The sequence below is a fragment of the Nocardia wallacei genome (assembly GCF_029869545.1).
GTDB classification, from domain to species: domain Bacteria; phylum Actinomycetota; class Actinomycetes; order Mycobacteriales; family Mycobacteriaceae; genus Nocardia; species Nocardia wallacei_A.
The window spans coordinates 17,807-44,710 of the sequence record NZ_JARWQD010000210.1; the positions used below are offsets into that span (position 1 = coordinate 17,807).

26 protein-coding genes are annotated in these 26,904 nt (G+C 69.6%); 20 read left to right on the top strand and 6 right to left on the bottom strand.

Annotation, left to right across the window (positions count from 1 at the left end; genetic code table 11):
• Position 1 precedes the first annotated feature (1 nt).
• From zwf to QH290_RS17510, 5 genes are read left to right on the top strand one after another with little or no spacing between them, the layout of a single operon-like run.
• Positions 2–1,564 carry a glucose-6-phosphate dehydrogenase gene (gene zwf, locus QH290_RS17490; protein ID WP_280383955.1) on the top strand — a complete coding sequence of 521 codons (1,563 nt, stop codon included), beginning with the start codon at positions 2–4 and terminating at the stop codon, positions 1,562–1,564.
• Complete coding sequence (gene opcA / locus QH290_RS17495; protein WP_280261298.1) at positions 1,561–2,469, top strand: glucose-6-phosphate dehydrogenase assembly protein OpcA; 909 nt, start codon at positions 1,561–1,563, stop codon at positions 2,467–2,469. The genes zwf and opcA overlap by 4 nt, the downstream gene beginning before the upstream one ends.
• Positions 2,470–2,491: 22 nt before the next feature.
• Entirely contained in the window at positions 2,492–3,226 is a 735-nt protein-coding gene (pgl, locus tag QH290_RS17500) for a 6-phosphogluconolactonase (protein WP_280383957.1), read from the top strand.
• Positions 3,227–3,281: 55 nt separating this feature from the next.
• Positions 3,282–3,632: a hypothetical protein gene (locus QH290_RS17505; RefSeq protein WP_280267273.1), complete on the top strand. Its 351-nt coding sequence runs from the start codon at positions 3,282–3,284 to the stop codon at positions 3,630–3,632.
• Positions 3,629–4,147: a nitroreductase family protein gene (locus QH290_RS17510; protein WP_280267272.1), complete on the top strand. Its 519-nt coding sequence runs from the start codon at positions 3,629–3,631 to the stop codon at positions 4,145–4,147. Before QH290_RS17505 ends, QH290_RS17510 begins: the two co-directional genes overlap by 4 nt.
• Positions 4,148–4,187: 40 nt before the next feature.
• On the opposite strand, the gene QH290_RS17515 is transcribed toward QH290_RS17510, so the two are convergent.
• Positions 4,188–5,108, bottom strand: a complete 921-nt coding sequence (locus tag QH290_RS17515) for an alpha/beta fold hydrolase (RefSeq protein WP_425301788.1) — start codon at positions 5,106–5,108, stop codon at positions 4,188–4,190.
• Between the two features lie 96 nt (positions 5,109–5,204).
• Here QH290_RS17515 and QH290_RS17520 point away from each other — a divergent pair, with 96 nt between their 5' ends.
• Both QH290_RS17520 and QH290_RS17525 read left to right on the top strand, forming a co-directional pair.
• Positions 5,205–6,044 carry an SDR family NAD(P)-dependent oxidoreductase gene (locus QH290_RS17520; protein ID WP_280267270.1) on the top strand — a complete coding sequence of 280 codons (840 nt, stop codon included), beginning with the start codon at positions 5,205–5,207 and terminating at the stop codon, positions 6,042–6,044.
• A 184-nt stretch (positions 6,045–6,228) separates the two neighbouring features.
• Positions 6,229–7,314 carry a CHAP domain-containing protein gene (locus QH290_RS17525; RefSeq protein WP_280267268.1) on the top strand — a complete coding sequence of 362 codons (1,086 nt, stop codon included), beginning with the start codon at positions 6,229–6,231 and terminating at the stop codon, positions 7,312–7,314.
• A 2-nt stretch (positions 7,315–7,316) separates the two neighbouring features.
• Here the strand turns inward: QH290_RS17525 and QH290_RS17530 are convergent, their stop codons facing one another.
• On the bottom strand, positions 7,317–8,174 hold the full coding sequence (locus QH290_RS17530; RefSeq protein WP_280383959.1) for a LysR family transcriptional regulator: 858 nt from the start codon (positions 8,172–8,174) through the stop codon (positions 7,317–7,319).
• Positions 8,175–8,243: 69 nt separating this feature from the next.
• Here QH290_RS17530 and QH290_RS17535 point away from each other — a divergent pair, with 69 nt between their 5' ends.
• Positions 8,244–9,359 (top strand): YbfB/YjiJ family MFS transporter, encoded by a 1,116-nt coding sequence (locus QH290_RS17535; protein ID WP_280383962.1) that lies wholly within the window; start codon positions 8,244–8,246, stop codon positions 9,357–9,359.
• Here QH290_RS17535 and secG read toward each other — a convergent pair.
• Entirely contained in the window at positions 9,346–9,579 is a 234-nt protein-coding gene (secG, locus tag QH290_RS17540; protein ID WP_280267264.1) for a preprotein translocase subunit SecG, read from the bottom strand. The genes QH290_RS17535 and secG overlap by 14 nt on opposite strands.
• A 125-nt stretch (positions 9,580–9,704) precedes the next feature.
• On the opposite strand from secG, the gene QH290_RS17545 reads away from it, so the two are divergent.
• From QH290_RS17545 to QH290_RS17585, 9 genes are read left to right on the top strand one after another with little or no spacing between them, the layout of a single operon-like run.
• Complete coding sequence (locus tag QH290_RS17545; protein WP_280383964.1) at positions 9,705–11,309, top strand: ABC transporter substrate-binding protein; 1,605 nt, start codon at positions 9,705–9,707, stop codon at positions 11,307–11,309.
• Positions 11,309–12,286, top strand: a complete 978-nt coding sequence (locus tag QH290_RS17550; protein WP_280383966.1) for an ABC transporter permease — start codon at positions 11,309–11,311, stop codon at positions 12,284–12,286. Before QH290_RS17545 ends, QH290_RS17550 begins: the two co-directional genes overlap by 1 nt.
• A complete protein-coding gene (locus QH290_RS17555) occupies positions 12,279–13,106 on the top strand; it encodes an ABC transporter permease (protein WP_280267262.1) in 828 nt (275 codons plus the stop codon). The genes QH290_RS17550 and QH290_RS17555 overlap by 8 nt, the downstream gene beginning before the upstream one ends.
• Positions 13,103–13,930, top strand: a complete 828-nt coding sequence (locus QH290_RS17560; protein WP_280383968.1) for an ABC transporter ATP-binding protein — start codon at positions 13,103–13,105, stop codon at positions 13,928–13,930. Before QH290_RS17555 ends, QH290_RS17560 begins: the two co-directional genes overlap by 4 nt.
• On the top strand, positions 13,927–14,583 hold the full coding sequence (locus QH290_RS17565; RefSeq protein WP_280383970.1) for an ABC transporter ATP-binding protein: 657 nt from the start codon (positions 13,927–13,929) through the stop codon (positions 14,581–14,583). The genes QH290_RS17560 and QH290_RS17565 overlap by 4 nt, the downstream gene beginning before the upstream one ends.
• Entirely contained in the window at positions 14,580–15,557 is a 978-nt protein-coding gene (locus QH290_RS17570) for an ornithine cyclodeaminase (protein ID WP_280267259.1), read from the top strand. Before QH290_RS17565 ends, QH290_RS17570 begins: the two co-directional genes overlap by 4 nt.
• The gene (locus QH290_RS17575; RefSeq protein WP_280383971.1) at positions 15,554–16,882 is read left to right on the top strand and encodes an alanine racemase; all 1,329 of its coding nucleotides are present in this window, start codon (positions 15,554–15,556) and stop codon (positions 16,880–16,882) included. Before QH290_RS17570 ends, QH290_RS17575 begins: the two co-directional genes overlap by 4 nt.
• Positions 16,879–17,970 (top strand): PLP-dependent cysteine synthase family protein, encoded by a 1,092-nt coding sequence (locus QH290_RS17580; RefSeq protein ID WP_280267257.1) that lies wholly within the window; start codon positions 16,879–16,881, stop codon positions 17,968–17,970. The genes QH290_RS17575 and QH290_RS17580 overlap by 4 nt, the downstream gene beginning before the upstream one ends.
• 8 nt (positions 17,971–17,978) lie before the next feature.
• Complete coding sequence (locus QH290_RS17585) at positions 17,979–19,394, top strand: MATE family efflux transporter (protein WP_280383973.1); 1,416 nt, start codon at positions 17,979–17,981, stop codon at positions 19,392–19,394.
• 6 nt (positions 19,395–19,400) lie between these two features.
• Here QH290_RS17585 and QH290_RS17590 read toward each other — a convergent pair whose 3' ends face one another.
• On the bottom strand, positions 19,401–20,018 hold the full coding sequence (locus QH290_RS17590) for a TetR/AcrR family transcriptional regulator (protein ID WP_280267255.1): 618 nt from the start codon (positions 20,016–20,018) through the stop codon (positions 19,401–19,403).
• A gap of 141 nt (positions 20,019–20,159) precedes the next feature.
• Here QH290_RS17590 and QH290_RS17595 point away from each other — a divergent pair, with 141 nt between their 5' ends.
• The 3 genes from QH290_RS17595 to QH290_RS17605 all read left to right on the top strand — a co-directional run bounded on the left by QH290_RS17595 (position 20,160) and on the right by QH290_RS17605 (position 24,708).
• Positions 20,160–21,569, top strand: coding sequence for a lipase family protein (locus QH290_RS17595; RefSeq protein WP_280383975.1), 1,410 nt, complete (start codon positions 20,160–20,162; stop codon positions 21,567–21,569).
• Between the two features lie 83 nt (positions 21,570–21,652).
• On the top strand, positions 21,653–22,429 hold the full coding sequence (locus tag QH290_RS17600) for an META domain-containing protein (protein ID WP_280383977.1): 777 nt from the start codon (positions 21,653–21,655) through the stop codon (positions 22,427–22,429).
• A gap of 41 nt (positions 22,430–22,470) precedes the next feature.
• Positions 22,471–24,708: a thiamine pyrophosphate-dependent enzyme gene (locus QH290_RS17605; RefSeq protein ID WP_425303617.1), complete on the top strand. Its 2,238-nt coding sequence runs from the start codon at positions 22,471–22,473 to the stop codon at positions 24,706–24,708.
• A gap of 219 nt (positions 24,709–24,927) precedes the next feature.
• Here the strand turns inward: QH290_RS17605 and QH290_RS17610 are convergent, their stop codons facing one another.
• Both QH290_RS17610 and QH290_RS17615 read right to left on the bottom strand, forming a co-directional pair.
• Entirely contained in the window at positions 24,928–25,296 is a 369-nt protein-coding gene (locus QH290_RS17610) for a cytochrome P450 (RefSeq protein ID WP_280383979.1), read from the bottom strand.
• A gap of 86 nt (positions 25,297–25,382) precedes the next feature.
• A complete protein-coding gene (locus tag QH290_RS17615) occupies positions 25,383–26,606 on the bottom strand; it encodes an esterase/lipase family protein (protein WP_280383981.1) in 1,224 nt (407 codons plus the stop codon).
• Between the last annotated feature and the right edge of the window lie 298 nt (positions 26,607–26,904).

Sequence of the window (26,904 nt, forward strand, 5' to 3'; positions counted from 1 at the left end):
GATGGCCGGCGACGAATCGACGGCCGCCCCGGGGAATCCGCTTCGCGAACAGCGGGACAAGCGGCTTCCCCGGATCGCGGGCCCGTGCAGCATGGTGATCTTCGGAGTCACCGGGGACCTGTCACGCAAGAAGTTGATGCCCGCCATCTACGATCTCGCCAATCGCGGCCTGCTGCCGCCGGGTTTCGCGCTCGTCGGATTCGCGCGCCGGGACTACGCGGACGAGGATTTCGCTCAGGTCGTGCTGGAGGCGGTGAAACAGCACGCGCGCACGCCCTTCCGGCAGGAGGTCTGGGATCAGTTGTCGGAGGGCATCCGCTTCGTGCAGGGCACCTTCGAGGACGACGCCGCCTTCTCGCAGCTGGCGGCGACGCTCAAACAGCTCGACCACGACCGCGGCACCGGCGGCAATCACGCCTTCTACCTGTCGATCCCGCCGGACGCCTTTCCCCTTGTGCTGCAACAGCTTTCCCGCACGGGCCTGGCGCAGCCCCCGGACCCCGGGCCGGGGCGGTCCAAGCCGTGGCGGCGGGTGGTGATCGAGAAGCCGTTCGGGCACGACCTGAAGAGCGCGCAGGAGCTCAACGCCCTGGTGAATCAGGTGTTCCCCGAGGAGACGGTGTTCCGCATCGACCACTATCTCGGCAAGGAGACGGTGCAGAACCTGCTGGCGCTGCGCTTCGCCAACGAGATGTTCGAGCCGATCTGGAACGCCAACTACGTCGACCACGTGCAGATCACGATGGCCGAGGACATCGGATTGGGCGGGCGCGCGGGCTATTACGACGGTATCGGCGCCGCGCGCGACGTCATCCAGAACCATCTGCTGCAGCTGCTGGCGCTGACGACCATGGAGGATCCGGTCAGCTTCCAGCCGCGGGCGCTGCAGATCGAGAAGATCAAGGTGCTCTCGGCGACGAAACTGGTGGAGCCGCTGGACCAGACGACGGCCCGCGGTCAGTACACGGCGGGCTGGCAGGGCAGCGAGAAGGTGGTGGGCCTGCTCCAGGAGGAGGGCTTCGACCCGAACTCGCGCACCGAAACCTATGCGGCCATCACGCTCAACGTCGACACCCGGCGCTGGGCGGGCGTTCCGTTCTTCCTGCGCACCGGAAAACGCCTGGGCCGCAGGGTGACCGAGATCGCGATCATGTTCAAGCGGGCACCGCACCTGCCGTTCGACGAGACCATGACCGAGGAGCTGGGCCAGAACGCGCTGGTGATCCGGGTGCAGCCGGACGAGGGCATCACGCTGCGCTTCGGATCCAAGGTGCCGGGGTCGAGCATGGAAGTGCGCGACGTCAATATGGATTTCAGCTACGGCGAGTCGTTCACCGAATCCTCGCCGGAGGCCTACGAGCGGCTCATCCTCGACATGCTGCTCGGCGAGCCGTCGCTGTTCCCGGTCAACGAGGAGGTCGAATTGTCCTGGCGCATCCTCGATCCCGTGCTCGAGCACTGGGCGGCCGACGGCCGTCCGGAATCGTACGAGGCGGGCACCTGGGGTCCGTGGTCGGCCGACTCGATGCTCGCCCGCACCGGGCGCGAATGGCGGCGGGCATGATCGTCGACATTCCCGCGACCGATACCCGCACCGTCGCCAAGCGGCTGGTGCAGCTGGCCGAGAGCAACGGCGTCATCACCACCGGCCGGGTGCTGACGCTGGTGGTGTGCACCCTGGACAGCTCGGAGGCCGAGGGCGCCATCGATGCGGCCAACGACGCCAGCCGCGAACATCCCTGCCGCGTCATCGTTCTCGCGCGGGGCGACCGGTTCGCCGAGACCCGCCTGGACGCCCAGATCCGCGTCGGCGGCGATGCGGGCGCCTCCGAGGTCATCGTGCTGCGGCTGCAGGGTGAGCTGATCAACCACGAGAACAGCGTGGTGATCCCGTTCCTGCTGCCCGATACCCCGGTGGTGGCCTGGTGGCCGCGCGGGGCGCCGGTCTATCCGTCCAAGGATGCGGTGGGGCGCTTGGCGATCCGGCGCATCACCGATGCCACCTTCGCGCCCGATCCCCAGCAGGCGATCAAGGAGCGGGTGAAGTCGTACGCGGCGGGCAACACCGATCTGGCGTGGAGCCGCATCACCTACTGGCGCGCCCTGCTGGCGGCGGCCCTCGACGAGCCGCCCTACGAGGCCGTGCAGTCGGTGACGGTGTCGGGTCTGCGGGAGGAACCGGCCCTGGACGTGCTGGCGGGTTGGCTGGCCATGCGACTGAAGTGCCCGGTCACGCGGCGCACCGGCGAGCTGAAGGTGGAGCTGCACCGGCCGACGGTGTCGATCGCGATCTCCCGCCCGCAGACCGGCCGCACCGCCACGTTGTCGCGCACCGGCGAGCCCGACAAGCGGTTCGCGCTGGCGCGCCGCGAGACCAAGGACTGCCTGGCCGAGGAGCTGCGGCGGCTGGACGACGACGAGACCTACGCCGAGGCGCTGTCGGGCATCGGCAAGGTCATCTACGAGTGAGGCGGGACCGAAGGAGTGATCCATGAGTGAACCGGTCGTCGAGGTATTCTCCGGCACGGACGATCTGGTCGCGGCCGCGGCCGCCCGGTTCGTGGCGGTGGTGACCGAGGCGCAGGCGCTGCGCGGGTCGGCGTCGGTGGTACTGACCGGCGGCGGCACCGGCATCGGCCTGCTCGAGGTGGTGCGCAAGGCTCCCGGCGCCGTCGACTGGTCACGGCTGGACGTGTTCTGGGGCGACGAAAGGTTCGTTCCCGCAGGCGATCCCGAACGCAACGAGTTGCAGGCGCGGCAGGCGCTGCTGGATCACGTCCCGGTGGATCCCGCGCGCGTGCATCCCGTCGCGGCGTCCGACGGCGACTATCCGGATCCGGTCGAGGCGGCGGCGCAGTATTCGGCGGCCGTGCACGCACACCTGGCCCAGCACGGCGCCTTCGACCTCCACCTGCTCGGCATGGGCGGCGAGGGCCACGTGAATTCGCTGTTCCCGCACACCGACGCGGTCCGCGAGGCCCACGAACTCGTTGTCGCGGTGACGGATTCGCCGAAGCCTCCGCCGGTGCGCATCACCCTCACCCTCCCGGCCGTCCGCCTGTCCCGCCACGTCGCGGTGGTCACCGGCGGCGCCGCCAAGGCGGAAGCGGTCGCCGCGGCCCTCGCGGGCGCCGCACCGGTCGACATCCCCGCCGCCGGAGCCCAGGGCAGCGCCACCACCACCTGGCTCCTGGACCAGGCCGCCGCCGCCAACCTTCCCCACTGACGCCCCGGGCCCGCAATGGGGCCGGGTCTCGTACGGCGATCGATAGACTGGTCCGGTGCCATTAGTCGAGGTGACCTACGCAGCCCACGTGCCCGAATCGATGCTGCAGGAACTCGGGCAGCAGCTACCGCATCTCGTCTCGGTGGCCGTCGAATGCCCCGAGGAGCCCTACGACGGCGACCTGCGGCCGGGCGATGTGGAGATCCGGTTCCGGGCGCTCGGGCCGTTCGATCGCAGCGGGCTCGATGTGGTGATCGAGGTGCGGTCCAAATGGTTCGCCAGTCGAGCGGACAATCGTCAGGAGCGCTGCGAGGGACTGCACCGCGATATCGAAAAGGCTACGGGGCTGGGGAATTTCGGCGTGTACCTGTCGCTCCCGGTCGCCGCGTGGGACCAGAGCGAGTGACCGGCGTGGATACGGCGATCAAGGGCCTGCGGTCGGTGCGGCACTTTCTGCCACGGCCGGTCCCCCGCGCGCTGGTCGAGCAGATCGTCGACGTGGCGCGCTGGACCGGTTCGGCCCGCAACCGCCAGCCGTGGCGATTCGTCGCCGTCACCGATCCCGATGTGCGCCGGGACCTTGCCCGCTCGGGGAACTTCGCCCTCCATCTCGCCGAGGCCCCGCTGGTTCTGGTCCTGCTCTCGGCCGACAACGGCTTCGCCGATACCGAATTCGATATGGGCCGGGTCGCCCAGTCGATCTGCCTGGCCGCCCATGAACTCGGCCTCGGCACCTGCCTGACGACCTTCCATCCCGACGACAACGTCCGCCACGCGGCGCGGCTCGTGGCGGCTGAGCCGGGGTGGCTCCCCCGCCACGCCATCGCGGCGGGCTATCCCGACCCCGCCCGGCGCGCCACCCCGACGGCCATACCCCGTGGCCGCCTGGACACCTCCGATCTGCTCACCTGGATCCCCTGATCATCCAGGAACCCCACGCGCCGACCGGTGACCGCTATCGTCACAGACTCAGCTTGTCCAAATGGGTCGTCAGGAAGGCGTTCACCGCGTCGGTGCGTTCCAGTTGCACCAGATGCCCTGCGCCCGGGACCTTTTCGACGGCACGGAGATCGGGCACGTGGGCGCGGAGGGTGGCCAGGGGGTCGCGGCCGCTGAAACCCTCCATATCGGGATCGTTCTCGCCGTAGAGGAAGTGGGTCGGCACCGAGACCGTGGTCGGCAGGTCGGCGGTGAGCTCCCAGTTGCGGTCCAGGGCGCGGTACCAGGTGAGGCCGCCGGTGAAACCGGTGCGCTCGAATTCCGCTGCGAGCGTGTCGAATTCGGCCACGCTCAGCCAGCTCCACGGGAGCGGGGGCGCGTCGGGCAGCACGTCGAGGTAGCCGAGGCCCGGCGGATTCTTCCACGTGTCGAGATAGTGGTAATCGCCGCTGAGCGCGTAGTACACGCGGGCCAGGAATTCCCGCGGGCGCGCGGCCAGTTCCGCATCCGCCACGCCCGGGGCCTGGAAATACGACAGGTGCAGGAAGTGCCGCTCGGCCGCCTTCGTCCAGAAGGCCGACGGCGGCTTCGGCGGCCGCGGCGCGAACGGATTGTTCAGCACGAACACCGCCGCCACCCGCTCCGGTGCGCGCAGCGCCAGTTCCCACACCAGTTGCGCACCGAAATCCAGGCCGACGAACACCGCCCGCTCGGCCCCGATATCGTCCAGCAGGCCGAGCAGGTCGCCGATCACCGCGCGATTGGTCTGCGCCTCGATCCCCTCCGGGGCCTCGGTGCGGCCGTATCCACGCAGGTCCGGGGCGATGGCACGGTATCCGGCCGCGGCCACCGCCGACAGCTGCCGGTGCCAGATGTACCAGCCGTGCGGGAACCCGTGACAGAAGACGACCGGATACCCCTCCCCCTGCTCGGCGACGTGCATCCGCACCCCGCCGGTGTCCACGAACCGATGTGTCGGCTCCACTGCGCCTCCCAAAGACTAGAACGTGTTCTCATTTCACGGTAATGTCCCGGAGTCGTGAACGGAATACTCAGCGGCCGGGTCGCCGTCGTCACCGGCGCCAGCCGCGGCATCGGCAAGGGCATCGCACTCGAGCTCGGGGCGGCGGGCGCGACGGTGTACGTCACGGGCCGTTCGGCCACGCCCGGCCAGCTGCCCGGCACCGTCACCGGGACGGCGGCGGAGATCGGCGAACTCGGCGGCACCGGCGTGCCGTACGTGTGCGATCACCGCGACGACACCGCCGTCGCCGACCTGTTCGCCAAGGTCCGCGCCGACCACGGCCGGCTCGACGTGCTCGTCAACAACGTCTACAACGCCCCCGCGTCGTCGCGCTGGCTGGGTAGGCCCTTCTGGGAGGTGCCGCCCGATGCCTGGGACGAGAGCTTCGACATCGGCGTGCGATCCCATTACGTGGCAAGCCATTTCGCCGCACCGCTGCTGATCGAATCCGGCGGGCTCATCGTCAGCGTCTCCTCCCCCGGCGCCGAACACCACACGCACAACACCGTCTACGGTGTGGCCAAGGCCGCCGTCGACCGGCTCACCGCGGATATGGCCCACGACCTCGCCGACACCGGGGTCACCGCCGTCTCCATCTGGCCCGGCATCGTCAATACCGAACTGCTGCAAATGGTTCCGCCCGGCGCCGACGGACGCCGCCTGATCACCCTGCCCGGCGAGGGCACCTTCGATCTCGACGAGGCCGAGTCCCCGCGCTTCCCGGGCCGCGCCGTCGTCGCCCTGGCGGCCGACGCGAATCGCCGCGCACGCACCGGAAAGGCCTGGCGCGTGGCCGATCTCGCCGACGAGTACGGCTTCACCGACATCGACGGGCGGGTCCCGCGGGTCGGGTAGCGGAAACGCGCTCCGAACTGCGAATCGGGCGATCGGACACGGTTCCCCACCATGGGAATACTCGATACTTAAGCAACACACGGAGAAGCCGCCGGACTCCGGCGGTCTCGGACGACTGGGTACCACTGGTGATCGCGAGCCCTTCGGCGAACAATCCCATGGTCACCGTATACCGGAGGACCGGATGATCACTCCTGGCCAGTTGGTCAAAGATGTCGAGGGGCTGAAACTTCCGGAGATCGCCAGCAGCGGCCTGCAGGCTGTGCTCGGTTTGGCACAGGAGGCCATGTCGGCATCGATCCTGCTGTTCGCCTCGGGACAGAAGGCAGACCAACCCGACCTCATCGGCTGGATGAGCGAGCGAAAACTGCTCAGCGACAAGGGGCTCGACGCGCCCGAGGGCGAATCCGTGATGGCGAAGAATTACGGCGATCACCAGAAAGAGATCGACGCCAAGAAAAAGGAGATGGATGCACAGGGCAATGCGGTGAGGGACCAGGTTCATGCTACCGGCAAGCTGTCGAGCACGACGCTGCAATCGCTCGACAGCACGATCGGAACACTCCGCTCCGAACTGGGTCGGATCAAGTCGCGTCGAAACGATAAAGGCGAACTCGAGCGCCTTACGGCTGCGGACGAATCGTTCGCGCTGCGCGCGATATTGGAGGCGGTCAGCGATGTCCACGAGGCCATCCAGAACGCGCAATACTCTGCCGACATACAGGCCCGCAATATCGACAATTCGCGCCCGTACTTCCCAGGTCCGGTAGGTTCCGGCCCCGTCATGCCCACACCCTCGTCCAGCAATGCCAGCTTCACTCCGACGGGCGATGCCAGTATCGACCGCATACTCGAACATGCCGCCCGCGAAGTCGGTACCGTCGAGAAAGGCGAAGACAACGTGCCGGGCAAGGAGTACGACATCAACGCTGCCTGGTGCGCCTCCTTCGCCACCTGGGCCTGGAAGAAAGCTGGCTACCAGGTCGATTGGTCCAATAAGAACTATGTGCCCGCGATCTGGGCCGACGCCCAGCAACTCGGCTGGGACAAGAAGATTGTCGAGGCCAAGCCCGGCGACATGATCATCTTCGACTGGAATGGCGACGGGCGCCAGGACCACGTGGGAATCGTCGAATCCGTCAACGGCAACAAGATCACCACTATCGAAGGCAATTCGAGCGATGCGGTGCGCCGCAACAACTACACGATGGGCCAGTCGAGCCTGGTCGGCGTAGTCAGGCCACCGTCGTCGAAATCCGAGTCCTCGTAGCTTCAAGGACTCTGGTTCCGCGGCATCGGCGAGATCTCCAAAAACCGCTGCACCGAGCGGGACGGTGGTGGTGTGGTCCGCCAGATCAGGTAGATGCGCGAAGGCGGGGCGTCCGCGACGTCGACGTAGGCCACACCCGGGTGTGGCGCCCGGGTGCGGGCGAGTTCGGGCACCCCGCCGATACCGCGCCCGGCGGCCACCAGCTCGAGCCATTCGTCGAAATTGGTGCAGGTGACGATCTCCCGCGCGGGATCCGGCTCCGGCCAGGAGTTCTCGTCGATGGTGCCGGACACGGTGTTGACCACCAGGGGATAACCCGCCAGATCCCGCCAGCGCAGATCGGTCGCGCCCGCCAGCGGCGACGAGGTGGACACCGCCAGCACCCGGCGCTCGGTGCCGATCCTGCGCGCGGCCATGTTCTTCGGTAGCCGAATGTCCTTGCGGTACAGGGCGATATCGATGGTTCCGGCGGCCAGCGCGGCGATGGGATCGTCGACGCGATGGATCTCCACGTGCCCGCCGACAGTTTCGAACCGGGTCCGCGCGGCGCCGAACCACGTGTCGGGCAGCAGCCACGCGAAACCCACCGCCACCCCGGTGCGCAGCTGCAGGTCCGCCACCACCGCATCGAGGTCGGTGAGGATGCGGCGCGCGTGGGCGAGGAATTCCGCGCCCTCCCCCGTCACCTCGAAACGGCGCGGCGTGCGATCGATGAGGCGGCAGTCCAGAATCCGCTCGAGCTGCTGGATCGTGCGCGACAGCGACGGTTGCGTCAGGTGCAGCCGCCGCGCGGCCCGCGTGTAGCTCCGCTCCTCGCACAACACCGCGAAAGCGCGCAGATGCCGCAGCTCCAACTCCATGCGTCCAGCGTATACATGGTGCGTAGAAAGCATTTCACCGGATCGTTCGCGACGCTTACCGTCGATACGGTGACACTCGCAGCACCTCGACAGCAGAGCCTGGCCCCGGCGGTGCGGGCCGCGGCCGGTCTGGCGGCGGCGATGGGGATCGGCCGCTTCGCCTACACCCCGCTGATGCCGGTGATGATCGACGCCGGACGCCTCGACGCGCACGCCGGCGCGGTCATCGCGGCCGCCAACTACGCGGGCTACCTGCTCGGCGCGGTACTGCTGGCGCGCCGGCCGGAATGGAACGGCCGCGCGCTGTTTCGGTTCGCGGCGGGCGTGCTGGTGGCCAGCGAGGCCCTGATGGCCTGGCCCGCGCCCACCGCGGTGCCGGTCGTACTGCGCCTGCTCGCCGGGGTCGCCAGCGCGGTGGTCTTCATCGGCTGCGCGGGGATCGCGGCGCGACACGAAAACCGCAGGCGCGCAGCGGGTATCGCGTTCTCGGGTGTCGGATGCGGCATCGCGGTCACCGGGCTGCTGGCACTGGCGGCCCGGCCGGTCGCGTCCTGGCAGGCGATGTGGCTGGGCGCCGCCGTCCTGACCGCGCTCCTGCTGGTGCCAGCGTTGCGCCTCGACGTGATGCCGGGCACCCGCGCCGAGGCCACCGCGGCCCGGTCGCTGCGGGCGTGGCGGGCGCTGCTGGCCTCCTACTTCCTGGAGGGGCTGGGCTACATCGTCATCGGCACGTTCCTGGTGGCCGCGGTGAGCACACCGGGGCATCAGTCGCTGGGCACAGCGATGTGGGTGGTGGTCGGCCTGGCCGCGGCCCCGGCGACTGTGCTGTGGGGCCGCGCGGCCCGGCGCTGGACACCGCGCACCGCGCTGATCGCGGCGCTGCTGCTCCAGGTGGTGTCGGCGGTGCTGCCCGCCGTGTCCACCGGCGCGGTCCCGGCCGTGGTGTCGGCGGCGCTGTTCGGCGGGACGTTCATGGGAATCGTGATGCTGAGCATCGAGGTGGGCGGCGATCTCGCCGGTCCGGGCGCCGCGGCGGCGCTGACCGCCTGGTACAGCTGCGGCCAGATGCTGGGACCGCTGGCGGTCGCGCCCGTGCTCGGGTCCAGCTACGCCGCCGCCTTCGCGATCGCCGCCGTGGTCCTGGCGCTCGCGACCGCGGCCGCGCTGCCGGTCAGGCGAACTTGATCTCGAAACCGATGCCGAGGATGGCGATCAGCCAGACGACGCCGATGAAGATGGTGATGCGGTCGAGGTTCTTCTCGACGACGGTGGACCCCGACAGGCTCGACTGCACGCCGCCGCCGAACAGGCTGGACAGCCCTCCGCCCTTCGCACGATGCAGCAGCACCAGCAACACCAGCAACACGCTGGTGATGATCAGGAGGATATCCAGGAACATGCGCATGCCGGACAGTTTAGGCGGTCGCCCCGGCGGCACCGGCCAGGGGTGATCGGACCGGCCGGTGAACGTGTTCCGGATCACGATCTTATCTATATTGACAATCGTTATCATTAATCTACAGTGTCCGCATGCACTTGCTCCGGCTCGGAATTCTCGCCGCCGCAACATCCTTCGCCGTCGCCGCCACCGCATGCGCTGCACCGCAATCGAATTCGCGTACCGATCGGTTCATCGTCATCGATACCGAGGAGCTGGGCAACTTCAACCCGCTGCTGGGGCACGGGAAGACGAGCGAGTCGAAGATCTACGACAGCCTCTACCGGGTGCAGGAGGGCGTCGACGACCGGATTCCCGAGGCGGTCGCGGTGCTCGCCACCGGGGCCCCGCAGCCCGTGGACGGCGACTACAGCCGATGGGTGGTGCGCACCCGGCCCGGCGTCCACTTCTCCGACGGCAGCACGTTCGGACCGGAAGATGTTGCCGCAACCTACAATTCGGTCATCGATCCGGCTTTCGCCTCGCCGATCGCCGCGGATTACGAATTCCTCCGCCGCGCGACGGCGACCGGGCCCGACACCGTCGAATTCCAGCTGAACGGCCCCTACCCCGATTTCGACCATCGGCTGTTCCTGGCCGTCGCCCCCGCCGAGGCGTTCGCACGCCCCGGACCGGCCGACAGGTCCGAACTCAACCACCACCCCGTCGGCACCGGGCCGTACGCCCTCACCGAACTGCGGCCCGATCAGGCGGTGCTCACCGCGCGCGACGACTATTGGGGCGAGCGGCCGCAGGTGAGGACGTTCGTCGTGCGGCGCACCGACGACGACAACGCGCGCGCCGCCCAGGTACGCGACGGCGCGGACGGCACCAGGCTGCCCGCGGAGCTGGCAGAAGGCGTGGCGCGCAACGGTTTCCGGGTCGTCACGGCCACCGCCAACGACTGGCTCGGGATCAGCCTGCCGACCGGCAACCCCGTGGCGGGCGATCCGGCGATCCGCCGGGCCCTCAATCGCGCCGTCGATCGCAACTCGATGGTCGAGCACATCCTGCAGGGCGCCGGGCGCCCGACCTCCACACTGATCGGCCGCATCTACGGTGACGCCTACGATCCGGCGCAGGATTTCGCCTTCGATCCCGCCGAGGCCGAGCGAATCCTCGACGCCGCCGGGTGGCGGCGCGGGACCGACGGGATCCGCGCCCGCGACGGCCGCCGGGCCGCCTTCGAGATCGCCTACTACCCCACCGAGGTGGTGCGCCGCGACCTCACCATGGCGACGGTGTCGGACGCCAAGAAGGTCGGCATCGACATCACGCCGGTGGCGGTGGACAAGAAGAACATGACCCCGGACTATCTGGCGCGCACGCCCTTCATGGTGGGCGGCGGCGGACAGCCCTACACCATCGACAGCCAGCTCTACACCAAATTCCACTCCCGCTACGCCGCCCCCGGCGCGGGCTCCAAGTGGGACAACCTGTCCGATTACGTGAACCCGCGCGTCGACGCGATCCTCGATGCCGCCCGCGTGGAGCCGGATCCGCGGCGCCGCGCGCACCTGTACCGGCAGTTTCAGGCCGAGTATCATGCCGATCCCGCCATGCTCACCCTCGTCAGCGAGAACCACGTCTATGTGGTGCGGGACAAGGGCTTCCGGATTCCGCCGACCGCGCTGGAGCCGCACGCGCACGGCGTCGGGTGGGGTCCGTGGTACTCGCTGGCCCGCTGGACCCACTGATGCGGGCTCGTCGCGTACTGCGGCTGGCCGCCCGCCGGACCGCCCTGGCGGTGCCGCTGGTCGTGCTCGTCTCGATCGCGGTCTTCGCGCTGGCCGCCGCCAGCCCCTTCGACCCGCTGGACGCGTATCTGCGCGATCAGGGCGATCGTTTCACCGAGGCGCAGCGCGCCGAGTTGCGGGAGCGGCTGGGCCTGGATCGCGGGTGGCCGGGCCAGTGGTGGTCGTGGCTCACCGACCTGCTCGGGGGCCAGCTCGGTGAATCCCGTTCCTACGGTGAGCCGGTCGCACAGGTGCTGGCCGAACGGCTGCCGTGGACGCTGCTGCTCGGTGCGTGCGGCGGGCTCGTGGCCGTCGTGCTGGCGTTCGCCCTGGGCGCCTGGGCCGGATTGCGCGGCGGCGGGCTCGTCGACCGGGCGCTGCGCGCCCTGGCCGTCGTCCTGCAGTCGATTCCGCCCTTCGTGCTGGTGCTGGGAACGGTGCTGCTGTTCGCGCTGACGCTGCGGTGGTTTCCGGCCTCGGGCCTCACCGATCCGGGCGAACCGATCTCCGCGGCCTCGACGGTGCGGCACCTGGTACTTCCGGCGATCGTGCTCGGCCTCACCCAGCTGCCGTGGCTGCTGCTCGGCCTGCGCGAAACCGTGACCGCGCAGCTCGGCGGCGATGCCGTGCGGGGAGCCCGGGCGCGCGGATTGCCCTGGCACGTCATCGCTTTGCGCCATGTGCTGCCGATGTCGATCGCGCCGTTCCTGACGTTGTGCGGCGCGCGGCTGCCCGAACTGCTGGTCGGCGCCACCGTCGTCGAGACCGTCTTCGCCTGGCCCGGCCTGGGTGAGGCCACGGTGAATGCCGCTCGCGCCCTGGACTTTCCGCTGCTGGCCATCCTGACGGTGCTGACCACCGCCGTGGTGCTGCTGGGCAATCTGTGCGCGGATGCGGCCGGGGCACTGATCGATCCGAGGATCGAGGCCGATGGCTGAGCGTTCGCGCGGGCGGCCGGTCGCCGCGGCCGCCGCAGTCCTCGTGCTCGCCGTGCTGTACGCGGTCCTGGTGCCGGTGCTGCGCCCGCTGGATTCGAGCCTGGTCGACTTCGCCATGAGCCGCAGGCCGCCGTCGCTCCGCTTCCCGTTCGGCACCGACGGCGCCGGGCGCGATGTCTTCGTCCAGGTGGCGGAGGGAATGCGGATCTCGCTGGGCATCGCCCTGGCCGCCGCGATCAGCTCGGCACTGCTGGGGATCGCCATCGGTGTCACCGCGGGTGCCTTCGGCGGCTGGTGGGACCGGATCGTGATGCGCGTCGCGGAGGGGTTCGGCGCGCTGCCCGCCCTGCTGCTCACGCTGCTGATCGTGGCGATGTTCCGCGGGTCGATCACCGCGATCGTCGCCGCCCTGGTGCTGACGCACTGGACCTCCATCGCCCGGGCGGTCCGCAGCGAGGTGCTGGCCCTGCGGCACGCCGAGTTCGTGCAGGCGGCGCGGCTGCGGGGCCTGCCCGCGCACCGGGTCGTCACGCGGCATTTCGTGCCGGTGGCGCTGGGACAGGCGCTGGTCGGTGTCGTGCTGCTGATTCCGCACGCCATCTGGCACGAGTCCACGCTCTCGTTCCTCGGGGTCGGTCTGCCGCCGCACCGCGCCTCGCTGGGGACGCTGCTGTCGGACGCTCAGACGTCGATCCTGTTGGGCGACTGGTGGTTACTGGTGTTCCCCGGCGGCGTGCTGGTGCTGGTGACGCTGTGCGTTTCGGTGATCGGCGGGCGCTGGCAGGCGAGAACCGCTGCACCGCAGGAGGTTTCGCTGTGACCCTGACTCTCGAGGGCGTGACCGTCCGGCTCCCGCTGGCTCCGGGCCGGGTGGTGCACGCCGTCACCGAGGCCGCGCTCGAGGTGCGTGCGGGATCCGTGCACGGCCTGATCGGCGAATCCGGTTCGGGCAAGTCGATGCTCGGCGCCACCGTCACCGGTCTGCTGCCGCGCCGGGCCGAGGTATCGGGCACCGTCACGCTGCGCGACGGCGACCGCACGCTGACCGGTGCCGAGATCCACCGGGCCCGCGGGCATACCGTCGCCCTGGTGCCCCAGTCCGCGATGACCTACTTCACGCCGGTGCGGCGCATCGGGCCGCAACTGTCGGAGACGATCCGCTACCTCGGAACCCGGCACGACCCGGGTGAACTGCTCGAGCGGGTCGGTCTGGAAAGCTCTGCGCTGCACCGATACCCGCACGAGCTGTCCGGCGGCATGGCCCAGCGGGCGGCGGTCGCCTTCGCGCTCGCGGGGGATCCGGCCGTCATCATCGCCGACGAGCCCACCTCGGCCCTGGACGCCGAGCGGTCGGCCGCGATCCTGAAGCTGCTGTCCGACTTCGCGGGCGAGGGTGGCCGCGTGCTGCTCATCACCCACGACATCACCGCGCTCCGCGAGTCCGCGGTGTGCACCGAGCTGTCGGTCATGCACGCGTCCCGCATCGTGGAAACCGGCACGCCCACAGCGGTTCTCGACAGCCCACGGGACGAATACACCCGCGACCTGCTGGCGGCGCTGCCCGAGAACGGCCTGCGGCCCCTCCCCCATCCCACCCCCGAACTGGTGAACCTGCCCGCCGACTACCGATACGGTGCGCGATGACCGACAAAGCCCTTGCCGCCCACGATATCTCCGTCTCGTTCGGCAGGCGGCGCGTCCTCGACCGGGTGTCGATCGGCGTGGCCGCCGGGGAGGTCGTCGGGCTCACCGGACCGTCCGGGACCGGGAAGACCACGCTCGCGCACGTGCTTGCCGGTCTGCGCCGACCGGACTCCGGACGGGTGCGCTGCGACGGCGTCCCGCTGTCGCCGCGGCGCCACACCGGCCGGATCGCCATGCTGTTCCAGTCGCCGCGCCGCTCCTGCAGCCCGCGAATGACCTTGCGCGACACCATTTCCGAGCTGGCCACCGGACCCGTGGAGTGGGAGGGCGTGCTGGCCGCCGTCGGCATGACCCCCGACCTGCTCGACCGCTACCCGGCGCAGGTCTCCGACGGTCAGCTCCAGCGCGCGGCGGTGGCGCGGGCGCTGGCCTGGCGGCCGGACTACATCGTCTGCGACGAGATGACCGCCATGCTCGACCCCGCCACCACCGCCACCGTCGTCCGAACCGTCACCGCAACCGCCGCCACCGGTGTCGGCGTGCTCCTCATCGGCCACGACCTGCCGCTGCTGCGGGCCTGCACGACTCGCCTCGTGCACCTCGACGGCACCGGCCCGACCGGCCGATCCGCAACGACAGAGGAAACGAGATGAACCCCACGCTGCACATTCTCACCCGCACCGATCTGGCCGACGTCGACATCACGCCCGGTGAGATCATCGAGCTCGTCGAGGACGGCTATCAGGCGTTCGCCCAGGGAGATTCGCGCTGCCCGACGAAGCTGATGATGCCGATACCGATCGAGGAGCGCGACGCCGTGTCGTACTCCATGCTCGGCTACGACGGCTCGCTGCAACAGCTCGGCTTCAAGACCTCCTACCGGCAGGGCAACGACAGCGCCGAAAAGTACTACACCACCATCAGTCTCTACGACGACACCACCGGCCTGCCGTTCGCGTTCATGGACTGTCAGCGGGTCGGCGCCTCCCGCACACCGGCCACCACCGCCATCATCGCCAAGTACAGCGCCCGGCCGGATGCCACCAGCGCCTTGATGATCGGCACCGGGATCCAGGGGCGCAATACGCTGCCGTTCCTGCTGACGGTGCTGCCCGGCCTCGAGCGGCTGCGCCTGTTCGGCACCCATCCCGACGGCATCGCCGACACCGTCGCCACTCTGCGCCGCCACTTCCCCGACCGGGAGGTCGAACTCGTCGACGACGTACCGTCGGCGGTCGCCGACTCCGATATCGTCGTGGCCGCCTCGGGCCGCGCCGCGCACCCGAAGGTGCAGACCGCGTGGCTGAAGCCGGGCGGGCTGCTGATCTCCGTGGCATCGAAAGGTGTTGCGGGCGGGGCTCTCCGCGACGCGGACTACGCGATCGCCACCAACACCGGCCAGCTCGGAGTGACCGGCACGCGGCTCGCCGGGCCGGACGGCAAGGTGGAGATCCATGCCGAACTCCCCGATATCGTGGCCGGTCGCGCCCCCGGGCGCCGCGCCGCCGACGATCGCGTCTTCGCGTTCTCGAGCGGCATGGTGATCACCGATATCCCGGTGGCGCACGCGCTGGCGACCCGCGCGGTGGCGGCCGGTCGCGGGCGGGAGGTGTCGCTGTGGTCGTGAGCACGATTTCCCTGCCCGCCCTGGAAAAGCCTTGGGCGCACCAGGTTCGGGCCGATCCGCGGCTGCTGTTCGATATTGCGCACGCCGTGGGCGGGCCGTACCACGTCGTGTATCCCGAGCAGTTCGGTGACAACCTGCGCGCGTTCCAGTCGGTGCTCGGCGACCGCGGCGTGCGCGGCCAGGTCTATTTCGGCAAGAAGGCCAACAAGGCGGGCTGCTGGCTGCCGAAGGTCGCGCAACTGGGCGGGGCGGTGGATGTCGCCAGCGCACCCGAGCTGATTCACGCTCTGGCACAGGGGATCCGGGGACGCGATATCGGCGTCACCGGTGCCGCCAAGAGCGACGAGCTGCTGTGGCTGGCGGTGCGGCACGGCTGCCTGATCGCTATCGACTCCCTCGACGAACTGGACCGCCTCGCCGCGCTCGCCCGCACCGACGGCCCGGCCCGGCTCCTGTTGCGGGTGCTGCCGCCGCGCGCACCGCACAGCCGGTTCGGTCTGTCGGCCCGCGACCTGGAGGCGGCGCTGGTGCGCTGCGCCGAGTTGCGGCCGCATCTCGACATGTCGGGCTTCTCCTTCCATCTGGACGGCTATGCCGTCGAGCCCCGTGCCGAGCTGGCCTGGGAGCTGATCGAATTGATCGCCAAGGCCCGGGCCGCCGGACTCCCGGCCCAGGCGCTCTGCCTCGGCGGCGGCTTCGCGTGCACCTACCTCGCCGCCGACGATTGGGAGGCGTTCACGACCGGGCACACCGACGACTGGTTTCACGCCGGGAAGCGGTTCGACAAGTTCTATCCCTACGCGCAGGGCCCGGTCGGGGCGGCCATGCTCGACGCGATCCTGGCGGCCGAGTTCGACGGCGTTCCGCTGGCACAACACCTGCGCGACAACGATATCCGGCTGTTCCTCGAACCGGGCCGGGCGCTGCTCATCGACGCCGGATTCACCGTCTTCCCGGTGCAGGGCTTCAAACGCAATGCCGACCACGGCATCACCACGGTGGCGGGGCTGAGCATGAGCGTCTCCGAGCAGTGGAAGGGCAGCGAATTCCTCCCGGACCCGATCCTGGTGCCGCACACCACGATTGCCGATGCGGAGCCTGTCGCGTCCTGCGTGGGCGGCGCGAGCTGCATGGAGTACGACGTGCTCACCTGGCGCAAGGTGCCGTTCCCGCAGGCCCCCGCCCCCGGGGATCTGCTCGTCTATCCCAATACCGCCGGGTACCAGATGGACAAGAACGAGAGCGAGTTCCACCAGCTCCCGCTGCCCCCGAAGATCGTGCTGACGCGCGAGGACGGGCGGTTCCGCTGGAGGCTCGACCGATGACGGCGGGGCTCGCGCCACGAGATGCCGACCGCGAGCACGCCCGAACAGTACCCGAACGCGTCGTGCGGCGGGCCTCCGAACTGATCGGTCGCACGCCGCTGCTCGAGCTGACCCGCACCGGCACCGGCACGCGGCTGCTGCTCAAACTCGAGCAGTTCAATCCCACCGGCTCGGCGAAGGTCCGCATGGCGCGCGAGATGGTGCTGCACGCCGAGCGCGCCGGTCTGTTGCGGCCGGGCGGGCACATCGTCGAGCCGACCTCCGGGAATACGGGCACCGGCCTGGCCCTGATCGCCCTGGAGCGCGGCTACACCTTCACCGCCGTCGTCGACGGCCACGCGGCACGCGACAAACTCCGGGCGATGAGGGCCCTGGGTGCGCGGCTGGTGTTCGTCGACAACGGCGGCAGCGGTGGGCCGAGTACCGTCGCGCGCCGGGCCAAAGCGGCCGAGATCGCGGCGGCCACCGGCGCCTACTGGCCGGACCAGCACAACAATCCGGGCAACGGGGCGGGCTACCGGGGACTGGCCGGGGAACTGCGCGAGGACCTCGGCGACATCGACTGCCTGATCGGCGCGGTCGGCACCGGCGGATCGCTGTGCGGCACCACCGAAGAACTGCGCCGCCACGGCTCCCGAGTGCGCACCATCGGTGTCGAACCCACGGGCTCGATCATCTTCGGCGGGCCCGGCCGACCGTACTGGCAGACCGGCGCGGGCAGCCCCGCCGGGTTCGACGTGGGCAGCAATGTCGACTACCGCCATATCGACGAGGGCTGCAAGGTCACCGACGCCGACGCGTTCGCCACCGCCCGCGTCGTGGCCCGCCGCACGGGGCTGCTGGTCGGCGGAACCGCCGGTGCCGCAATCCATGTCGCGCTGCGGCGGCTGCTGCGCCTGCGGCCCGGCAGCACCGCCGTGGTGCTGGTGTGCGATGCCGGGGAGAAGTACCTCGACTCGGTGTACGACGACGACTGGCTGCTCGAGCGCGGCCTGCTCGACCATCTCGCGCATCAGCGGACCAAGAGACTACTGACCGCCTACGACGACTCGGTCCGGCTCGCGGCGGCCGAACGGACCGGAACATGAGGGAGCACATGAGGATTCGCTGGACCGACTATCGCGCGATCCTGGCCGTCGCCGGTCCCGTCATCGGCATCCAGCTCGCCCAGATCGCGCTGACGACCGTCGACCTCGCGATGATGGGCCTGCTGGGCGTGGCGGCGGTCGCGGCGGGCGGGCTCGCGCTGCTGCTGTACAACCAGATTCGCACCATGTGCGTCGGGATGGTCACCGGCGTGGGCAATATGGTGTCCGGGGCGGTCGGCCGGGCCGAAAAACGCGGCGGCGGTAGCCAACTCGACGAGCAAGCCCGCACCGAGATCCGCGGCTACCTGCGCGCGGCCTTCGCCGTCGCCACACTCACCTCGGTGACGGGGGCGTTCGTGCTCATCGCGATCGGGTACCTGCTCGGCCCGCTCGGGCAGCGCCCGGAGGTCGTCGACGCCGCCCGCTCGATCATCTGGACGCTCGCGCCGGGACTGGTGCCGATGCTGTGGCTGAACGTGTTGCGGCAGTTCGCCGTCGGGATGCGCCGGGCGGGTTCGCTGCTGCGGGTGACGATCGTGTCGATCGGGGTCAACGCGCTGCTCAACGCCGTATTCATCTACGGGTGGCTGGGCCTGCCGAAGCTCGGGCTCGCCGGAATCGGATTGGCCACCACCCTCGTCCAGCTGTGGACGTGCGGCACCTATCTGGTCTCGGTGCGCCGCGACGATCTGCTCGGCTCCCTGCTGACGCTGCGCGGCTGGCGGGCCGAGTTCGCCACGGTGCGGCGCATCGTCGCCATGGGCACCCCGATCTCGCTCACCTACGGGTCGGAGGCCGCGATCACCTCGGTCGCCACCCTCATGATGGGCAGCTTCGGCCCCGTGCCGCTGGCGGCCAGCAATATCGTGAACAATCTGGCGCAGATCGTCTACCAGTTCAATATCGGCCTGTCCCAGGGCTCGTCGATTCTGGTGAGCCGCGTGGTCGGACAGGGCGAGCGGCACGCCGCGCGGGGCATCGCCCGGCGCACGTTCGCCCTCGCGTTCGCGTTCATGACCGTGGTCGGGCTGGTGTACGTGCTCGCTCCCGATGCGGTGCTCACGCCGTTCCTGCGCGAGCACCGCGACGACGCCGCGGTCGCCTCGGCGGCGGCCACGCTGCTCTGGTTCGCCATCGCCCACCAGTACTGCAAGGGATCGCAGAATCTGTGCATCGGCCTGCTGCGCGGCCTGGGAAACACCAAGGCGGGCATGAAGAACACGCTGATCGGCTACTTCGCCGTCGGCATTCCCGCCATGGCGCTGTTCGGCTACGGGCTCGGCTGGGAGGGGCCGGGAGTGTGGCTGGGGCTGTGCCTCGGATTCGGCACGACGGCGGTACTGGTGTACCGCACGTTCCGCCTCGAATCGACTGCGCCGCAACAGGAACCGAATCCGGCGGTCGCGGCGGGCAAGCCGAGCTGAGCCCGCCTACGGATTCGCACCGCGCTCCGCGTAGGCGCGCAGCATGTCCTCCAGCACCCTCAGCACCGCGTCGTCGAGGTCCGGGCGGGAGTACACGCCACGCACCACGGCCTCCCCGGAGAACACGTAGAGCATCGCGAATATCAGCGGCTCCCGCACCTGCGGCGGGAAGTTCGCCAGCACATCGGCCTCGTGCACGGCCGTCACGATGTCGCGGTAGTAGGCATCGGCGATTGGCGTTATGCGCGAACGCAATTCGTCGTCCGAGCGGGCGGCCAGATAGATCTCGCGCAGCGCGTGCGTGAGCGCCGAGGACTGCGCCCGCCGCAGATACCGCAGGGCGATATCGAGAGCGTCGTCGGCCGCGCCGAGTTGTGCTGTCGCCGAGCGGAATCCGTCGATCTGCCGGGCCACGATCGCCTCGGCGGTGCGCACGATCAGCTCCATCCGGCTGTCGAACTGCCGGAACATCGCCCCGGTCGACAGCCCGGCGCGCCCGCAGATCTCCTGCACGCTGGCACGCTGATAACCGACCTCGCCGATGGCGGCGATGGTGGCATCGATCAGCTTCGTCACCGTGGCGGCGCGGCGTTCCTGCTGGGTGCGGCGGTGCGGTCGGGTCACGACCGCCCATCATGCCAGCCGGGCCGAAAGTGACCGTTGACACAGTTTCCGGTAAAGACATACAGTCATGCACGCAACTTAGGAAGTGATCGCTCTCTATTTCCGTACCGGGCGCGATCCGCGCGTGTGGAGGAGTTCGGAATGAAGGCGACAACGCGGGCGATCGCCGCCCGGGCCTGTGTGGCGATGGCGGCCGGACTGACCGTGGCCGTGTGCCCGATCGTCGCGAATCCCGCTGCCGCGGAACCGATTCCGATCGCACCAGCGCTGCCGTTCCCGCTCCCACCGGCGCCGCCGTACCAGGATCAGGGGTTCTACGATCCGGACCCGGCACGGGTCGCCGCGGCCCGGCCCGGCGAGATCCTGGCGGCCCGGCAGGTGAATCTCGCCAACTTCTGGCTGATTCCGCTGAACGTGCGGGCGTGGCAGGTCTCCTACCGCAGCACCAACACCCGCGACGAGCCGATCGCCGCGGTCGCGACGGTGATCGTCCCGCATCGCCCGGCGCCCACCGGCCGGCGCAGCCTGCTGTCGTTCCAGTTCGCCGAGGACTCGCTGTCGCAGAACTGCGCCCCGTCCTACGCGCTGCAGATGGGATCGCTGCCCAACCCCCTCAACAACGTCATCCAGCTGGAATTCATCGAGGTCCAGGCCATGCTGCAGCTGGGGCACGCGGTCGTGGTCCCCGATCACGAGGGTCCCGGCGCGGCGTATGCGGCCGGGCCCCTGGGCGGGCGCATCACCCTGGACGGCATCCGGGCCGCGGAGAACTTCGACCCGGCCGGGCTGCAGGGCGCCGAGACCCGCGTGGCGATGTGGGGCTACTCCGGCGGGGCCATTCCCACCGCGCACGCCGCCGAACTGCAACCCACCTACGCGCCGGAACTGAACCTCGTCGGCTCGTCCACCGGGGGCCTGATGGCCGATATCCGGATGGCCCTCGACTACAACAACGCCACCTCCACCTTCGGCGGCGCGGTACTCGGCGGTCTGTTCGGGGTGGCGCGGGAGTACCCGCAGCTCAACGCGTTCATCGACAAGTACATGAACCCGCTCGGCAAGGACGTCCGGGTGATTCACGAAAACCAGTGCGTCGCACTGCAGTTCGCCGGATTCCCGTTCGTGAACATCAAGGGCCTGTTCGACTATCCGGGCGGCGATCCGCTGCTGGCGCCCGAACTGCAGCCGCTGCTGGACGAACTGACCCTCGGCAACCGCGGCACCCCCACGGCGCCGCTGCACATCTACCAGGCGCCGTTCGACGAGGCCATGCCGATCAACGCCGTGAACAAGACCTACGACATCTACTGCCGCGACCCGCGAGCCAGGGTCTTCTACACCCGCGACATCCTCAGTGAGCACGGCATCGCCGCCGTCTCCGGAACCGCCAGCGCCGCCATGTGGCTCAACGACCGGCTCAACGGCATTCCCGCGCCCGCGGGCTGTCACAACCGCGACGTGCCCAGTCAGATCCTCGATCCCGGTGCCCTCGGCACCTTCGTCGACGCGGTCGGGCAGACCCTCGCCTCCGCACTGGGCATACCGGTCTGATCGCATTTCGGGTACGACGCGCGGGCCCGGCCTGCCGGTCTCGGCTACGGCTCGCGCGCAGCACCCGCCGGTAGGATCGCGGCATGCCGGCTACCCTGCTGCGATTGCTTCCGATCCTGGCCGTGCTCGGGCTGGTGGTCGCCTGCTCGGACGATAAGACCGCCGCGCCCGAGCCGACACCGATGGGGCGCTCGTTCGTCTCGACCACGGTGGACGGCACCCCGATCCCCGGCGGCGGGCCGATGCAACTCACCTTCGCCGACGGGCGGGTGTCGGCCAACTCGGGCTGCAACACCGGCAGCGGGCCGGTCGACTTCGACGGCGACGTCCTGCGGGTGTCGGGCCTGGCGACCACGCTGATGGCCTGCCCGGACGGGAAGTCCGGGGCCGACGGCTGGCAGACCGACCTGCTGCAGTCGGCACCGAAGTGGAAACTCGCGGGCGACACGCTCACCCTCACCGGCGACGACATCACCGTCACGCTGCTGGACAAGAAGGTCGCGCAACCGGATCGGCCCCTGACCGGTACCGCCTGGACCGTCACCGCATTGCTGCGGCCCGATGCGCAGGTGCGCTCGCAGGCCCTCGACGACGCGCACCCGACGCTCACCATCGCCCCCGACGGGCAGGTGACCGGCAGCGCCGGATGCAACCGCATGATGGGCACGGCCGAGATCGCCGGCGGCGACGCCACCTTCCGGATCGCCACCACCCGCATGGCCTGCCCGCCGGAGGTGATGGAGGTCGAGCAGCAGGTGCTGACGGCGCTCGACGGCAGGACCTCGGCCACGATCGACGCCGACACGCTGACACTACGCAATTCGGGCAACAATACCGGCCTGGTCCTGCGCGCCCGGTGAATCCGGCCCGCTACCGGCCGCGGGGCAACATCATGGGAGACGTGATCAACGAACGGGAAGCTGAGCTCGATCGGCGGTTCCGCACCGAGGTGGAGGCCGCGAAACCGGGATTTCGCTGCGCCGCAGATGATCCGGTCCACAAGGGCTACCCCTATACGGCCGCGGACTGCCTGCGGTACTTCGACGCGCAGGCGACCAGCCGCCACCTCGATCTGGCCGCGCGCCGCCTGAGCGCCGCCGGACGCGGCTACTACAGCATCGGCTCGGCCGGGCACGAGGGCAATGTGGCCGTGGCCGCCGCGCTGCGGGCCTCCGATCCCGCACTGCTGCACTATCGTTCGGGCGCGTTCTTCGTCTACCGCGGCCGCCAGGCGAACGGCTCTGATCCCGTGCGCGATGTGCTGCTCGGCGCGGTGGCCGCCGCCGCGGACCCGATCTCCGGTGGGCGGCACAAGGTTTTCGGCAGCAAGCACGCCGCGGTGATCCCGATGACCTCGACCATCGCCTCGCACGTGCCGCGCGCGGTGGGGCTGGCCTTCGCGCTGGGCCGCGCCGACCGGCTCGGCCGATACACCGAGTGGCCGCCGGATGCGGTGGTGCTGTGCAGCTTCGGCGACGCCTCCGCCAACCACTCCACCGCCGCCGGGGCCGTCAATGCGGCGATTCACACCGCGCACCAGCGGATTCCGATGCCGGTGCTGTTCGTGTGCGAGGACAACGGCATCGGTATCAGCGTCCCCACCCCGCCCGAATGGATCGAGCATGCCTACGGATCCCGGCCCGGTATGCGGTATTTCAGCGCCGACGGCTGCAATCTGCTACAGGCACTGTCGGTTTCGGCGCGGGCGGTGGACTGGGTGCGCGAGCACCGCGAGCCCGCCTTCCTCCGGCTGCGCACCGTGCGGCTGCTGGGCCATGCCGGATCCGATGTCGAGTCCGCCTACCGCCGATCCGCCGACATCTCCGGCGACGCCGAGCGCGACCCGCTGACGGCCACCGCACGCCTGCTCGTCACCGCCGGAGTCGCGGACGCGACCGAGGTGATCGCGCGGTACGACGCCATCGGCGCGTATGTCGCCGAGGTCGCGGAAAGCGTTGCGCACGAGGCGAAACTGGCCTCGGCGGCGGCGGTGACGGCGCCCCTGGCCCCCACCGACCCCGACCGGATTCGCGCCGACGCCACCCGGACCGAGCCGCTACCGCACGACCTGCCCGAGGCCGGGATCGCGGTGGGCGCCGACCCGCAAGCGCGCTCCGGCAACAGCATTCCGATGACCCTCGCGCAGGCCGTCAACGCCACGCTGGCCCAGGCCTTGGAACGCGACGACGACGTGCTGGTCTTCGGCGAGGACGTCGGGCGCAAGGGCGGGGTGTACGGAGTCACCAAGGGACTGCAGAAAAGCCATGGGGCGCGGCGGGTCTTCGACACCCTGCTCGATGAACAGAGCGTGCTCGGCACCGCGCTCGGGGCCGGGCTCGCCGGATTCGTGCCGATTCCGGAGATCCAATATCTCGCCTACCTGCACAACGCCCTCGACCAGATCCGGGGCGAGGCGGCCACGCTGCAGTTCTTCTCCACCGGGCAGTTCCGCAATCCGATGGTCGTGCGGATCGCCGCCTACGCCTATCAGAAGGGGTTCGGCGGGCACTTCCACAACGACAATTCCGTTGCGGCACTGCGGGATATCCCCGGTGTGGTGGTCGCGTCACCGGCCCGCGCCGACGATGCGGCCGCGCTCCTACGCACCTGCATCTCGGCGGCGCGGGTGGACGGCCGGGTGTGCCTGTTCCTGGAGCCGATCGCGCTCTACCACACCCGCGACCTGTACGAATCCGGGGACGACGCCTGGCTGGCCGAGACCACCGGGGAACCCGCCGAGATCGGGAGCGCCCGAATCTACGGTGGCGGAACAGATCTCACCATCGTCACCTTCGCCAACGGGGTGCCGATGAGCCTGCGCGCCGCACAACGCCTGTCCGATCGGGGAATTCACGCTCGCGTGCTCGACTTACGCTGGCTCGCACCGCTTCCCGAGGACGACCTGCTGCGCCACGCCCGCGCCACCGGCCGGGTACTGATCGCCGACGAGACGCGCCGCAGCGGCGGCGTCTCCGAATCGGTGTGCGCCACCCTGCTCGACGCCGGATTCGACGGCCGCATCGCCCGCATCACCAGCACCGACAGCTTCGTCCCCCTCGGCCCCGCGGCAAGCACCGTCCTCCTGGACGAGACCACCATAGAGACGGCAGCGGAAAAGCTGGTCACAGCCTCGAGGTAGATTCCGGCCAAAAGCACGCCGGAAATGAGAGCTGACACCCGGACATGCGAGATAGCGCGCCGGAACAGCAGGGCAGCACCCCCGGAAGGCAGGACACAGCACGCCGGAATGCCTATTTCCCTATCCCGGCTGCCCACCTCCCCTATCCCGGCTGCCTACCTTCCTTATCCCGGCGTACTAATGCTTACTTCCTTTTTCCCGGCGTGCTTTTGGCCGGGATCAGCGGGCGACTACGGTCGTGGGCAGCGATGCGAAGCCCCGGTTGTTGGAGGAGTGGATTCGGCGCAGGCTCTGCGCGTCGATGTCGTAGTCCGAGATCCGCGCCACGATCTCCTGCAGGGCGATGCGCAGCTCCAGCTGGCCGAGATTCGAGCCGAGGCAGTGGTGGCGGCCGCTGCCGAACACCAGGGATGCGCCGGTGTCGCGATCCAGGTCGAACGCGTCGGGATTCGGGAACACCTCCGGGTCGCGGTTGGCCGAGCCGCTGATCAGCAGCATCCGCGCCCCGGCGGGAATCCGCACCCCGTGCAGCTCGATCTCCTCGGTGGCCGTCCGCAGGTTGGACTGCGTGGCCGGGTCGTAGCGCATGCCCTCGGCGATCCAGTCGCCGAGGCGGGCCCCCCGGGGCCCCCCCCCCGGCGCGGGGTGGTTCCCCCCCCCGGGCGCGCGGGTCGTCAGAGCTTGCCGCCTCCGCCGATGAGCCACGGGTTGAAGGTGCACTGCAGCGGCGCCGACGGATCCAGGGTGTTGAGGATGATCGACAGCGCGCGGGGCGAGTACATCATCGTGATGTGATCGGACAGATCCTGCTCGCAGCCGTCCTGCAGGGTGATGTTGCGGACCTTCGCCTCGGGCCCGGCCTTCAGGAAGGTCGAGTCGTAGGGGGTGGTGACCTCGTCGTATCGGGTGCCGACGACCGTGTAGTCGACGCCGGGGACGGTGTCGCCGTTGGCGTTGAGAGTGTTGATGTAGTCCGAGCCCACGGTCTGCTGGATCCCGGAGTGCCCGACGAAGATCTCCACCAGGCCGAGCACGTCGATGCCGAAGTTGTTGATCGCCCGGCCCAGCGCGCCGATGCCGATCAGGGTCGTGCCGTGGTGGGTGGCGCCGAAGGTGATCAGGTGGTGCACCTTCGACGCGCCGCCCTCGAGGTTGACGTAGTGCCGCGAGGCCGTGCCGCCCTGGGAGTGACCGACGATGTTCACCTTCGCCGCACCCGTCGCGGCGAGCACCCGGTCGACGAAGGCGCCGATCTGCTTCGCGGAGTCCTGGATGTAGCCGACGCCGTTGCGGCCGGGCAGGATCGAGCCGACCCCGCCGCCCTCGAGCAGGTTGGACTGGCCGTAGTTGAAGGTGAACACGCAGTACCCGGCGTCGTGGAGGGGCTGGGAGATGAAGGCGAAGTTGTCGTAGGCGTTCTCCCAGGTGCCGTGGGCCAGCACCACCGGTTCCGGATGTTCGGGCGAGGGCTTGCAGTTCCAGTCGTTGGTCCCCGGCGGTGCCACGGCCGGATTCAACAGGCCGTAGCCGAATGCCGCGAGCCACGACGTCGACGCCGGGCCGAAGCCGACGGTATCCGACGAGTGGCCGCCCGACGATCCGGAACTGGATCCGGAGCCGCCGTAGCAGTCGCCGGACCCGTTACCCGAACCCGCGCCGCTGCCGGACGTGCAGGCCGATCCGGAACTGCCGGCGCTGCCGCTGTCTTCGGCGATCGGCCGCGCGGCCGGGTTCTTCAGGCCCTGCTGGATGATCTCGGCCAGCTGGTGCTGTTGCTCGATGTCCGGCGCCGGTGCCGGGTCGGCGTGGACGCCGAGTCCGGACAGGCCCAAGGTGAGCAGGGCGGTGCCTGCCAGAACTCCGGCACGAAGCGTCCTGCGGGTGATCGTTCGTTTCATTCCTGCCTCCATGCAGTACCTCATCGCGTGAATTCGGCGTGGGAATTTCGGCGCCGATTCCTCGCTGAAGGTAGCCATGGACCCGGTTCGAAAGAATGTCTCGGAGAGAGTTTTCGGGCACCTCACCAATAGGCCGCACCGGGGTAGGTAAATCACACATATGCCTCGAACGAAAGGCGCAGGCCGGGCAGAAGTGCAGTCCTGCCCGGGCCTGCGCCGCTGGTCACCCGGTCGAGGTCGCTGCGATGGGGGAAATGTTCGCGCTGGTCCTCGGGCGGGTGGGCCTTGACTCGGGACG